Genomic DNA, 12,084 nt, shown 5'->3' with positions numbered 1-12,084 from the left:
TCCAGATGGTGATGCGGCGCGCTCAGGCCAGAGCGCCCTCGCGCGGATCAGGGTTGCCGGGCGCGTCGGTCTCGTCGGAGGCCTCGGCCTCGGTCGGCGGGGCCGCGAGCCGCGCCAGCAGCGGCAGCAGGTCGTCCGCCAGTGCCTGCACCGTGGCGCGGTCAAGGCAATAGCAGGAGCGCGGCCCTTCGATGGTACCGGTGATCAGCCCCGCCTCCTTCAGCACCTTGAGATGCTGGGAGACGGTGGACTGGGCGAGGGTGAGCCCGCGCACGATCTGCCCGCACTGGCAGCGCCCGGTCTGCGCCAGCGCCCGGACGATGGCGAGCCGCGCCGGATGCGCCAGCGCCCGCAGACGCAGCGCCAGCACCTCGTCCGGGTCGGTAGAGCTTTCATGAACATTCATCGCCATCGTCTATCGTCGATTGACGATGGATTCAAGGCGGCGCTGTTGGAAGAGGCGTGGCGCCCAAGGGAGCAGGCGCTGACGGCCTTGCCATTTGCACCGGGCGGCTGGCAATGCCATGTGAGGAAGACAAGACCGCTTGAACCCGCTCGTGCTGCAGTGCACCATGGTGGCCATGACAAAGATTAAGAGCATTTGCGTCTATTGCGGCGCGGCCACCGGGGCCGATGCCGTCTATCTCGACACCGCGATCGCCCTCGGGCGCCTGCTCGCCGCCGAGGGCATCCGCCTCGTCTATGGCGGGGGCGGCGTCGGGCTGATGGGCGCCACCGCCCGCGCCTGCGCCGAAGCGGGTGGCCGGGTGACCGGCATCATCCCGGATTTCCTGATCGGCAAGGAGCAGGCCTTCGACCATGCTCACGAACTGATCGTCACCAAGGACATGCATGAGCGCAAGCGGCTGATGTTCGAGCGGGCGGACGCCTTCATCGCCCTGCCCGGCGGCATCGGCACGCTGGAAGAGCTGATCGAACAGCTCACCTGGGTGCAGCTCAACCGGCACTCCAAGCCGGTCATGGTGCTGAACGTCGCCAATTTCTGGGACCCGCTGCTCACTTTGCTCGACCACATGCAGGCGACCGGCTTCGTCAATGTCGCGCGGCCGGTAAAGCTGCTGGTGGCGCATAATGTGCGCGCCGTGCTGCCGAAGCTGCATACCGCCGTCGCCCATCTCGGCGAGGGGGAACTGCATGGCGAGGCCGAGGAGCGGGTGCTCGACCGGATGTGAGCGGGCGGGGCGGCGGGCTTGCCCGCCCCCCTCAGTGCACCGGGCCTTCCGGCGCCGCGAGCAGCTTTTCCATCGTCGTGTTGGCCAGCCACACCCCGCCGAGTGAGAGCGTGTTGCGCTGCTTGGGCTGGAAGCCGCGCTTGCTGAAGAAGTCGAGCGCGGTGTCGCTGGCGTCGACCGTGAGGCTTTTCGCCCCGCGCGCGCCGGCCAGCCGCTCGATGGCGTCATAGAGCAGCGCGCCGACGCCCTCCCCCGCCACATCCGGCCGCACATAGAGCATGTCGACGAGCTTGTTGTCGGCCAGCGCGATGAAGCCCACCGGCTCGCCATCGCGGGTGGCGACGAGGGTGAGGTGGTCCTTCAGCCGCGCCGCCAGCGCCTCCACGTCGGAGGCCGCCGCCGCCCAGGCTTCCTGCTGGTCGCTGTCGTAGTCCTCGCCCGTCAGTTCGAGGATCGCCGCCTCGGCGATGGCGGCGAGCATGGGCAGGTCGCCCGGCAGCGCCGGGCGCAGCGCGGCGGCGGGGGGCCGGTTGGCGCCGCTCACCGCTTCGGCTCCCAGCTGGTGGTGCCGTCCTTATTGTCCTTCAGCGCCACGCCGAGCGCGAGCAGCTCGTCGCGGATGCGGTCGGAGGCCGCCCAGTCGCGGTTCTGCCGGGCGACGATGCGCTCGGCGATGCGGGCCTCGACCTCTTCCGGCGCGATGGCGAGCGCCGGCACGCGGGCCGCCGCCCAGGCTTCCAGCGGGCCGGGCTCGAAGCCGAGAAAGGCCAGCGTGCCCGCCAGCGCCTTCTTGCCGGCATGGTCGCGTAGCGCGTGCATCTCGGCAATCGCCTTGGGCGTGTTGAGATCGTCGGCCAGCGCCTCCAGCACGGAGGGCGCCGGGCGCGGATAGGCGTCCGGGGCGGCGGCGTCGAACCACTGCTCCAGCGTCTTGGCGCTCTCCTCCAGCCCCTTCACCGTCCAGTCGATCGGCTGGCGGTAATGGGTCTTCAGCATGTTGAGCCGCAGCACCGGGCCGGGCCAGTCGGCGAGCAGCTGGCGGATGGTGATGAAGTTGCCGAGCGATTTCGACATCTTCTCGCCTTCCACCTGCAGGAAGCCGTTATGCATCCACACCTTGGCCATCAACCCGGAATGAAAGGCGCAGCGCGACTGCGCCACCTCGTTCTCATGGTGCGGGAAGACAAGATCGATGCCGCCGCCATGAATGTCGAAGGTCTCGCCCAGATGCTTCCAGCTCATGGCTGAGCACTCGATGTGCCAGCCCGGCCGGCCGAGCGCCGTGATGCCGGCCGGCGAAGCCCAGCCCGGCTCGCCCGGCTTGGAGGGCTTCCACAGCACGAAGTCCATCGCGTCCTGCTTATAGGGCGCGACATCGACCCGCGCGCCGGCGAGCATGTCGTCGAGCGGGCGGTTGGAGAGCTTGCCGTAATCGGGCATGGAGGGCACCGAGAACAGCACATGATCTTCGGCGACATAGGCATGGCCGGAGGCGACCAGCATCTCGATCAGCTGGCGCATCTCGGCGATGTGCTCGGTCGCGCGCGGCTCCACATCCGGGTGCAGCACGCCGAGCGCTTCGAGGTCGTCGTGGAACTGCGCCTCGGTGGTGAAGGTAACCTTGGCGATCGCCTCGTTGAGGTCGAGCCCGGGATGTTCCGCCGCCGCGCGCGCGTTGATCTTGTCGTCCACGTCGGTGATGTTGCGCACATATTTGACGTGGTCGGCGCCATAGAGGTGGCGCAGCAGCCGGTAGAGCAGATCGAACACGATCACCGGGCGCGCATTGCCGATATGGGCGAAGTCGTAGACTGTCGGGCCACAGACATACATGCGCACCTTGGCGGCATCGAGAGGCGTGAACACCTCCTTGGTCCGCGAGAGCGTGTTGTAGAGCTTCAGCTCGGGAAGCGCCTGTATGCCCGACATGAGTGTGCCTTCTCGATCCTGCCGCGCGAGGTAAGGCGCGGCGTGGCGTCTGTCGTCCGTTTGGCCCGCCGCGTCAAGCCGAGCCGGCGACAACGCCCCCGCACGCGCGGTTTTCCGCAACGCCCGCTGCGGCCGCATCGCCACTGTTGACGCAGCGAGAAGGCGGGGTTATCCCCCGGCCGCGACGATGGCAGTGCGAAATTTTAAGGGTCGGTTCAAACCTTTTCGCCACATTCACGTTGTCGGACCGCCACCTTGTCGCCACCAGTGAACGCACCCCCATGAACGCGATGCCGCGCCTGCGCCTGTCCCTGCTCGCCCTCGCCCTGATGCTGGCCCCCGGCCTTGCGCAGGCGGAAGAGAACACCGGAATCTTCAGCGTCGATCTCTCCGACGGCTACGGCATCGACACCTGCATCGCCTCGGGCGCGAGCTGCGGCCAGGCGATGGCGGACGCGTGGTGCCGCGTGCACGGCTTCACCCGCGCCACCAGCTTCGGCGTCGCCCGTTCCGACGTACAGGCCAGCCTCGGCGAGGTCACCGCCCCCGTGCGCACCGCCGCCTGCGAAGGCAACGCCTGCCAGGGCGCCGTCGCCATCACCTGCGCGCGCTGACGCCGCCGGGCGTGCCGCAGCGGGCGCGCCCCTTCTCTCTCAGCTGAGAAAATCCGCGCATTTCGGCGCCTCGTTGGTCGCGCCCCACGGCATGATGGGGACGGTCGAGGTCGAGTTCTTCGGGCTGCCCTCGATCAGCTTGTCGGAATAGACGAGATAGACCAGCACGTTGCGCTTGGTGTCGCAGCCGCGCACGATCTGCATCTTCTTGAAGATCAGCGAGCGGCTCTCCCGATAGACGATATCGCCCTGCTCGAATTTGCGCTTGAAGCTGATCGGGCCGATCTGCCGGCAGGCGATGGAAATGTCCGACACCTCCTCCGCCACCCCCAGCATGCCCTTCACCCCGCCGCGCTCGGGCACGGTGTAGTGGCAGGCGACGCCGTCGACCACGGGATCGTCGATGCCATAGGTCGCGAGCTTGTCGTCGGGGGTGAGGAATTTCCACACCGTCGACTTGCGGAAGATCAGGTCCGGCTCCTGCGCCTGTACAGGCGCGACGGCGAGGCCGGCGGCCAGCGCCAGGGCGGCAAGGGCGGCGCTGCGGAAGACGGAAAGGCGGGGGGCGCGGATCATGCCGATGTGAACTCCGGTCGGAACGCCCCGCATATGGGGAGGCCGGGCCCGCGCGCAACGCCCCTCCCACCGCCCTGCGCATCACGGCGCGCGCCGCACGTCCGGCCGAAAGCGGGTTCAAACTTTCGACAAGCTTGCCATGCTCATTGCGCCCTTCGCCCGATTCCGGCACACCCTCTCCCGTCCGCCATCGCGATTGCAGTCCCCTTGATGATGTTCCGCCGTCCCCGCTTCGCCGTCCGCCTCCTCGTCGCCGCGGCTCTCCTCGCCCCGGCCGGCCTCGCGGTCGCGCAGGATTATCCGCCCGGCAGCGTCGGCGGCGGCTATGAGAGCGGCGACCGCTCGACCTGCATCCGGCTGGAAGGCCAGCTTGCCGGGCTCGATCGCGGCCAGGGCGGCGGCCAGCCGGATTACGGCGCCGCCATCGCCCAGCAGCAGCAGGACATCGCCAACCTGTCCGCGCAGGTGCGCCAGCTCGGCTGCGACAAGCGCGGCTTCCTCATCTTCCAGCCGCAGCTGCCGCCGCAGTGCGAATCGCTCAACCGGCGCCTCACCCAGGCCCGCTCGACGCTCGACCGCACCATGATGCAGGCGCGCGGCCAGCAGAGCGGCAATGACGAGCAGCGCCGCCAGCTCATCTACGCCCTCGCCCAGAATAATTGCGGCCCGCAATATCAGGCCGCCCTCGGCCAAGGTGGCGGCGGCGGCGGGAACTACGGCAACGCCAATCGCCGCCCGCGCAATTTCATCGAGCAGCTGTTCGGCGTCCCGGCGGAGGAAACCGGCCCGCTCGACGTGCAGCCGCTGGAAATGCCGAAGGTCTCGACCTATCGCACCGTCTGCGTGCGCACCTGTGACGGCTTCTTCTTCCCCATTTCCTACGCCGCCACCCCGGCCAAATTCGGCTCGGACGAGGCGCAGTGCCAGCGCCAGTGCCCGGGCACCGAGGCGCGGCTCTTCGCCTATCGCAACCCCGGCGAGGACATCAACCAGGCGGTCGGCATCAACGGCCAGCCCTATATGTCGCTGCCCACCGCCCTGCTGTTCAAGAAGCAATTCGTCGCCGCCTGCTCCTGCCGTCCCGCCGGCATGAACTGGGCGCAGGCGCTCTCCGGCGCGGAAGACCCGACGCTGCGCAAGGGCGACATCGTCGTGACCGAGGATGCCTCGCGCGAAATGTCCCAGCCGCGTCCGGCCGCGCCGCCCGCGACCAAGAAGCCCTGATCGCCGGCACCCACTCCCCAAAAGGCGGCGCGCCGTGCCCGGCGAACCGGCCTAGGCGCTCTCGCCCCGCAGCCGCGCCGCCGCCTTGTCGCGGCCGATCAGCGGCAGCAGCGCCTTCATTTCCGGCCCGCTCTCGCGCCCGGTGAGGGCGAGCCGCAGCGGGTGGAACAGGCCCCGCCCCGTGCGTCCGCTCGCCGGCTTCAACGCGGCGATCCAGCGCGAATAGACATCCCCGCCCCATTCCTCCGGCAGCAGCGCCGCCGCCTGAATGAGGAAATCGGCATCCTCCGGATCTGTCACCGGCGCCAGCGGCCCCTCGACCACGCGCCACCAGTCGGCGGCCTCGGAAAGGCGGGCGAGATTGCCGCGCACCGCCAGCCAGAACGCCTCGCCGCCGCCGACGCCGAGCCCCTCCAGCCGCGCGGCCACCGCCTCATAGGGCAGATGGTGCAGCGTCGCGGCGGTGAGCGCGGAAAGCTCGGCCGGGTCGAAGCGCGCCGGGGCGCGGGAAATCTTGGCGAAGTCGATCTTGCCCGCCAGCGCGTCGAGCGAGGCCACCGGCTCCACCGCCAGCGAGGTGCCGGTGAGCACGGCGAGGCTCGCCACCGCCAGCGCCTCTTCCCCTTCCGCCCGCAGCGCCCGCAGCGAGAGATGGCCGAGCCGCTTGGACAGCCCCTCCCCGCTCGGCAGCACGAGCAGATTGTGGTGCCCGAAGCGCGGCACAAACCCACCCAGCGCCTCGATGATCTCGATCTGCACGCCGGTATTGGTCACGTGATCCTCGCCGCGCACCACATGGGTCACGCCCATGTCGATATCGTCGACCACCGAGGTCAGCGTGTAGAGATAGGACCCATCCTCGCGCACCAGCACGGGGTCCGAGAGGGTGGCGGTGTCGACGCCCTGCCGCCCACGCGCCAGATCGTCCCACACCACCTGCCGGCCATCGAGACGGAAGCGCCAGTGCGGGCGGCGGCCCTCGGCTTCGCGCGCGGCGCGCTCGGCGTCGGTGAGCTTCATCGCCGCGCGGTCATAGACCGGCGGCAGCCCGCGCCGGCGCCGCGACTGGCGCATCGCCTCCAGTTCCTCCTCGCTCTCATAGGCGGGGTAGAGCCGGCCCTGCGCCTTCAGCCGCGCCACCGCCTCGTCATAGCGCGCCAGCCGCCGCGACTGGTGCTCCACCCGGTCCGGGGAAAGGCCGAGCCAAGCGACATCCTCGGCGATGGCGTCGGCGAATTCCGCCGTGGAGCGGGCGGTATCGGTATCGTCATAGCGCAGGATGAACGTCCCGCCCCATTGCCGCGCATAGAGGGCATTGTAGAGCGCCGTCCGGGCGTTGCCGACATGCAGCAGGCCGGTGGGCGAAGGCGCGAAGCGCAGGACGGGCGGGGTGTCGGGAGCGGTGTCAGACATGGCGTCTTATCGCCGAGGACGGCCCCCCGGAGCAAGCGGCCGAGACGCGCCGGTACCGCACAGCTTTACCTCAGCAGCCGCAAATGAGAGATTGCGCTGGTCGACAATATGCATGAGGCGCTGCGGCGCTGATTAGTGGAGTTTCGCGTGACCCCGATCATCCAGGATATTTTCTCCATCTTCTTCGTCCTCGCTCTTGGATATGTCGCGGGAAAACGCTCCAGCTTCGATCAGGCCCAGGCCTCCGGCTTCAATCATCTGGTACTCACCTACTGCCTGCCGGCGCTGCTCTTTGTCTCCATCGCCAATTCCTCGCGCGAGGCGCTGTTTTCCGACACGCGGCTGCTGACGATCTCCGTCATCGTGCTGCTGTTCTGGTATTTCGTCGCCTTTGCCGGGGCGCTGTTCGTCTTCGGCCATGACCGCCGCGAAGCGGGTATCGCCGGCCTCAGCGCCGGCGCGCCGACCGTGGGCTTTCTCGGCATGGCGGTGCTCTCGCCGCTGTTCGGCGGCACGGCGGCACTGAGTGTCGCCATCGTCGCGCTGGTGGTGAACGTCATCCTCGTGCCGCTCGGCATGTTCTTCGTCGCGCCCAAGGGCACGAAGCCGGCGGCGGCACTGGTCAAGGCGGCGAAGGAGCCGGTGGTTCTGGCGCCGATGATTGCCGTGGCGCTGGTGCTGGCCGGCGTGCGCATGCCCGAGTTCTTCCAGGCGCCGCTGGCGCTGATCGGCCACGCCACCTCGGGCGTCGCCGTGTTCGCGGCCGGGCTGGTGCTGTCGGCGCACAAGTTCCAGCTCAATACCGAAGTGCTGTGGAATTCGCTGGTCAAGGTCGGGCTGATGCCGGCCTCGATGCTGGCCCTCGCGGTGATGACGGGCGTCAGCCCCACCCATCTCGAACAGGTGGTGCTGCTCGCCGCGCTGCCGCCGGCCTTCTCCGGCATCGTCATCGCCGGGCGCGAGCAGACCTATGTCGGCCTCGCCTCCTCGACGCTGATCGTCAGCGTGATCGGCTTCGCCGTCGCCGCGCCGCTGTGGACCGCGCTGGCCCGCCATTTCGCGGGGTGAGCGGGGCCACCGTGAGCGATCAGGCGGACGGCAGGTCGTCCGCCCCCGCCGGTTTCGCGTCATTCGTGACGAGCAGTCGCGTCGGGATAACTGGCCCATCCGGGCCGAGCGCCCCGGCCGGCTTCCAGCGGGTGCGCAGCGCGGCCAGAGCGTGCCGTCGGGTGGGGTCAAGGTGGCGCAGGGCGCCGTCGGCGGTCACCCGCTGCGCGCCGAGTCGTTCGGCCAGAGCGCTGAGCAGCGCGTCGCGGAGGCCGGACGCCAGCGCGGCGGCGGCCTCCGCCTCGGCAGGGCCGGCGAGCGGCGTCAGCAGCGCCTCCAGCGCCGCCACCGCCGGGTCGAGCGGCACGCGGTCGACGCGCACGCCCAGCGCCCCGGCGAGGTCCGCCACGTCGGTGAGGGCTTCCGCCGCGGGCGCGTCAAACGACAACGCCACCGCCCGCACCCGCTCCGGCCCCAGCGCGTCCACCGCCATCACCAGCGCAAGCGCGTCATCAAGGCTGTCGGACACGGCAAGCACCGCCCCGCGCGCCGCGCTCTTTTCCACCCGGTCGCGCAAGCCGAGCACGCCGGCGGCATAGTCCGCCTCGTCGCCGGCCAGCAGCGGGGCCCGCGCGCCCTCCTCGCAGCGCCAGCCATCGGCCCAGCGCTCCCAGCGGGTGATGCGCACCCGCTGCTGGAAGTTCGGCAGCTGCACCGCCAGCGCGCGGTCGGCATTGAGCACGAAGGAGCCGCCGTCGAACACGGCCTCGCCCAGCCCGCCCAGCCCGTTGACGAAGGCCAGCGGCAGCCCGCTCTCCACCACCCGCGCCACGACGCGGTTCAGCCGCGCGTCCTGTGCGTCGCGGTGATAAGCTGAGGCGCTCGGCACCAGCAGGATTTCCGCGCCCGTCTCCATCAGGCATTCGGCCACGTCGGGTGCGGCGATGTCGTCGCCCACCGGCACGCCGAGCCGCACGCCGCGAAACGCCATCGGCCCCGGCATCGGGCCGGGGGTGAACACGCCCCGTTCAGCGCCGTCCTCAGGCAGTTCCACCTTGAAGCGGCTCGCCGCCACCGCGCCGCCTTCGAGCAGCAGAGCGGCATTGTAGAGCTTGCCGCCTTCGACCCACGGCGCGCCGATCACCAGTGCCGGCCCGTCCTCGCCGGTGTCGCGTGCCAGTTCCTCCACCGCGCCCCGGCAGGCGGCAATGACGTCCGGCGCCGCGCGGTCCTTGGGCAGGCCGCCGGAAAGGAACAGTTCGGGGAACACCAGCAGTTCGGCCCCCTGCCCGCCCGCCAGCGCCCGCGCCTCGCGCACGCGCCGCACATTGCCGGCGATGTCGCCGGCCACGGGGTTCAATTGGGCAAAGGCGATGAGCAGCTGGTCGGCGGGCGCGGAGGAGAGCGTGCTGGACATGCGGCGTGATGTAGCCTTCCCCTGCGGCGGCGGCAATCGCCGCCGGCCGTACCGCGTTTCCGCGCGTCAGTCCCAGTCCGTGCCCGGCACCCGCACCGCAGCCGTGGTGAAGCCGGCCTTGCGTACCGCCATCGGCAGCAGCCGCTCCAGCCCGTGCATCAGCGTGCCGTCATCGGGAATCGGCTCGGCGGGATAATCCGCCCAGTCGAGGCCGAGCGCGAGATAGGGCCCCAGCGCCGCCGGCCGGATGGCGAACATGTTGCCGACGGGAAAATCGACATAGGTGCCGGGCGGCTCGGTCAGGTCCAGATCCGCGCGCAGCTCTTCGGCGATGCGACCATTGCGTGCCCAGTCGAGCAGATGCGTGTCTTCGGGATAGACGAGGCCGACCCTCGGCTGCGCCTCCATATGGGCGAGCACGGCGTCGAGCATGGGATGGGCGCCGCCGATAAGGTTCTCCCACAGGAAGTTGCGCCACGGGTCGCCAATGGCGCGGCGCCTTCCCTTGGTCTTCTTGCCATGGACATGCAGAAACACGTCATAGCCGCCACCCGTCAGCGCATCGCGCAGCGCGGTAAGGAACGGCCCGACATCGCGCCCGACATTGGGCACCACGTCGATCCGCACCGGCGCGGGATAGGTGGCTGTGAGCGCCTTCAGTTCCGCCGCCTTGGCCGGCGTGTCGGTGGTGAGGAACAGGTCGGGGCGCGCGGCATTCACTGCGATGCGCTCCAGCAGCTCCGGCAGCAAATCGGGATAGAAGAAATGCCCGTGCAGCGCGCTCCTCAGCCCGCTCGCGCGCGGCTCCGGCAGCGGCCCGAAGACGGGAATCGCCCACGGTCCCGCCGGGCGTCCGCGCTCAATCCAGTGCGCGAGCGGGTAGCGCCGCTGGTCGAAGCACGCGACCGGGTGATGCTCGGCATAGATCAGCGGGTGGAAGCCGGAATAGGGCCGGCGCAGCGGCGGGCGGTTGGGGTGGCGCTTCAACAGCGCCTTGCGCCGCCAGTCGGCGATTCGCGCTTCCAGCTTCTCCACCACGGTGAAATCGCCCGGCGGGTCGTTCTCGCGCGGAATGTCGAGCACTTCCAGCCGCTCCGGCTCGGTCGCCAGCACCAGCGCCACTTCCCGGTCCAGCTCCTCGCCGATCTCGCGGCCGATGACGACGACCTCGTCGACGCCGCCCCCCAGCGGGTCTTCGGCCGCCACCAGCCGGCGCCGGGCGGCAAAGCGCGGCATGGCCGCCAGCGCCGCGTCGCGCGCGGCCGGCGAGGGAAATACCAGCGCGCTCGCCCGGTCCAGCGCCCGTTCCAGCGCCGGACCGAGGACGGGGTCGATCGCGAGATCGAGCGCGGGGTCCTGCGCCGGCGGCCCGGCCCTCTCGCTCTCCGTCGCACCGATCACCGCGACGACCGGAATGTTGCGCTGTTCCAGCGCGTCGGCGGCGTCGATGGTCGAAAGCCCCACGGTGACGGCGAAGAGCGGCCGCTCCGCGCGGGCGCGATAGGCCAGCGCGTCCAGCGTCACCGCGCGCGGCACGCGGGAGCGGGCGACCGCCACCGGCACCTCGACCGCGCCGCTGTCGCCCGCATCCTCGCCCCCATCCAGCACGGCGACCACCACGGCGTGATCCCGCGCCAGCGCGCGCAGCAGTGGCGCGGCGGACTTGGCGCTGCTCTCGACCACCACCAACACGGTGCGCCGGTCCGCGACGGGCGGGGGAAAGGCGAAGCCGGCGGCGAGCGGGGCCAGCGTCGCATCGGCCTGCGTCAGCCAGCCGGCGAAGGGGCGACGCGGCCGTCCGGGTTCCTTGAAGATCACGCCTTCCAGCCCGGGGCGCGGGCGCTGATAGGCATCGAACAGCAGCGCGCGCAGGAAGGCGCGCGGACGCCCCTCCACGTCGAACAGCAGCTGGCCCAGCCACCGGCCGGTTTTCTGGGTGTGAACGGTGATCGCGCGCCGCAGCGGGCTGCGCTGCTTGGGCATATAGTAGCGCGCGCGCTTGGCCGGACGGTCGGTGGACACACCATCGGTCGCCGGCAGGGCCTGTTCCGGCAGGGAAGACTCGGGACGGGTCATGACACTCCGGCGGGCCGATGCGGATCAGCGGAAGGGGCAAACGGGCGTTCCCGCGGGAAGCGCGGCGCCGCCCGGCGCTTGCGGGGTTCTAAAGAGCGCGGCCGGGGAAGGCCAGACCCTTGGCGCCAAACTTACTCGGCGGCGACCGCCAGCGTGGCGCCACGGGCGCCTTGCCGCCGGCTGCCCCAGCGGTGCAGTGCCAGAATGGCGGGGCGCAGACTCTCCCCCGCGTCGGTGAGCCGATAGCCGACCTGCGGCGGAACGGTGGGATAGACCGTGCGGGCGATCACCCCGTCCGCCTCCAGCTCGCGCAGCGCCTTGGCAAGGATGCGCGGCGTGACATTGGGCATGCGCCGGCCGAGTTCGGCGAACCGCACCTCGCCGGACAGCAGGTGATACACGATGCCGCCCTTCCATTTGGCGCCGATGATTTCCAGCGCCGCCTCCACCGGGCAGCCCTCGCCGCACGCATAATCCTGATGCCGCTTCGCCATCGTCCGTCTCCGCTCCGGGCGCGCCAAATCTAGGATTTCGAGGGCGCGGGGGAAAGGGCGTATCCTTTTCGATAGCAGCCGACATTCTCGTGCGTTCTTGC

Annotated in this window: 12 protein-coding genes; 4 read left to right on the top strand and 8 right to left on the bottom strand. The window is 70.2% G+C overall.

Annotated elements, in window-relative coordinates; genetic code table 11:
* Positions 1 to 22: 22 nt before the first annotated feature.
* Complete coding sequence (locus tag ACO07Z_RS02115; protein ID WP_421697196.1) at positions 23 to 412, bottom strand: ArsR/SmtB family transcription factor; 390 nt, start codon at positions 410 to 412, stop codon at positions 23 to 25.
* Between the two features lie 160 nt (positions 413 to 572).
* Here ACO07Z_RS02115 and ACO07Z_RS02110 point away from each other — a divergent pair, with 160 nt between their 5' ends.
* A complete protein-coding gene (locus ACO07Z_RS02110) occupies positions 573 to 1,193 on the top strand; it encodes a TIGR00730 family Rossman fold protein (RefSeq protein ID WP_421697863.1) in 621 nt (206 codons plus the stop codon).
* Positions 1,194 to 1,224: 31 nt separating this feature from the next.
* On the opposite strand, the gene ACO07Z_RS02105 is transcribed toward ACO07Z_RS02110, so the two are convergent.
* Together ACO07Z_RS02105 and cysS are read right to left on the bottom strand one after the other, a co-directional pair.
* Complete coding sequence (locus tag ACO07Z_RS02105; RefSeq protein WP_421697862.1) at positions 1,225 to 1,752, bottom strand: GNAT family N-acetyltransferase; 528 nt, start codon at positions 1,750 to 1,752, stop codon at positions 1,225 to 1,227.
* Positions 1,734 to 3,122, bottom strand: coding sequence for a cysteine--tRNA ligase (gene cysS / locus ACO07Z_RS02100; protein ID WP_421697195.1), 1,389 nt, complete (start codon positions 3,120 to 3,122; stop codon positions 1,734 to 1,736). Before cysS ends, ACO07Z_RS02105 begins: the two co-directional genes overlap by 19 nt.
* A 281-nt stretch (positions 3,123 to 3,403) precedes the next feature.
* On the opposite strand from cysS, the gene ACO07Z_RS02095 reads away from it, so the two are divergent.
* The gene (locus ACO07Z_RS02095) at positions 3,404 to 3,736 is read left to right on the top strand and encodes a hypothetical protein (protein ID WP_421697194.1); all 333 of its coding nucleotides are present in this window, start codon (positions 3,404 to 3,406) and stop codon (positions 3,734 to 3,736) included.
* A 39-nt stretch (positions 3,737 to 3,775) separates the two neighbouring features.
* On the opposite strand, the gene ACO07Z_RS02090 is transcribed toward ACO07Z_RS02095, so the two are convergent.
* Positions 3,776 to 4,312 (bottom strand): CreA family protein, encoded by a 537-nt coding sequence (locus ACO07Z_RS02090; protein WP_421697193.1) that lies wholly within the window; start codon positions 4,310 to 4,312, stop codon positions 3,776 to 3,778.
* A 210-nt stretch (positions 4,313 to 4,522) separates the two neighbouring features.
* Here ACO07Z_RS02090 and ACO07Z_RS02085 point away from each other — a divergent pair, with 210 nt between their 5' ends.
* On the top strand, positions 4,523 to 5,536 hold the full coding sequence (locus ACO07Z_RS02085; RefSeq protein ID WP_421697192.1) for a DUF2865 domain-containing protein: 1,014 nt from the start codon (positions 4,523 to 4,525) through the stop codon (positions 5,534 to 5,536).
* 51 nt (positions 5,537 to 5,587) lie between these two features.
* On the opposite strand, the gene ACO07Z_RS02080 is transcribed toward ACO07Z_RS02085, so the two are convergent.
* A complete protein-coding gene (locus ACO07Z_RS02080) occupies positions 5,588 to 6,949 on the bottom strand; it encodes a glutamate--tRNA ligase (RefSeq protein ID WP_421697191.1) in 1,362 nt (453 codons plus the stop codon).
* Between the two features lie 147 nt (positions 6,950 to 7,096).
* Here ACO07Z_RS02080 and ACO07Z_RS02075 point away from each other — a divergent pair, with 147 nt between their 5' ends.
* The gene (locus ACO07Z_RS02075) at positions 7,097 to 8,017 is read left to right on the top strand and encodes an AEC family transporter (RefSeq protein ID WP_421697190.1); all 921 of its coding nucleotides are present in this window, start codon (positions 7,097 to 7,099) and stop codon (positions 8,015 to 8,017) included.
* Positions 8,018 to 8,036: 19 nt separating this feature from the next.
* Here the strand turns inward: ACO07Z_RS02075 and ACO07Z_RS02070 are convergent, their stop codons facing one another.
* The 3 genes from ACO07Z_RS02070 to ACO07Z_RS02060 all read right to left on the bottom strand — a co-directional run bounded on the left by ACO07Z_RS02070 (position 8,037) and on the right by ACO07Z_RS02060 (position 11,983).
* Complete coding sequence (locus ACO07Z_RS02070) at positions 8,037 to 9,413, bottom strand: nitrilase-related carbon-nitrogen hydrolase (RefSeq protein WP_421697189.1); 1,377 nt, start codon at positions 9,411 to 9,413, stop codon at positions 8,037 to 8,039.
* 66 nt (positions 9,414 to 9,479) lie between these two features.
* On the bottom strand, positions 9,480 to 11,489 hold the full coding sequence (locus ACO07Z_RS02065) for a rhamnan synthesis F family protein (RefSeq protein WP_421697188.1): 2,010 nt from the start codon (positions 11,487 to 11,489) through the stop codon (positions 9,480 to 9,482).
* 131 nt (positions 11,490 to 11,620) lie between these two features.
* A complete protein-coding gene (locus ACO07Z_RS02060; RefSeq protein ID WP_421697187.1) occupies positions 11,621 to 11,983 on the bottom strand; it encodes a winged helix-turn-helix transcriptional regulator in 363 nt (120 codons plus the stop codon).
* Positions 11,984 to 12,084 lie beyond the last annotated feature (101 nt).

Source organism: Ancylobacter sp., from assembly GCF_965229075.1.
In the GTDB taxonomy this organism is placed as follows: Bacteria; Pseudomonadota; Alphaproteobacteria; order Rhizobiales; family Xanthobacteraceae; genus Ancylobacter.
The sequence above is the reverse complement of the archived record's forward strand: the minus strand, read 5'-3'. Positions and strand labels throughout refer to the sequence as shown.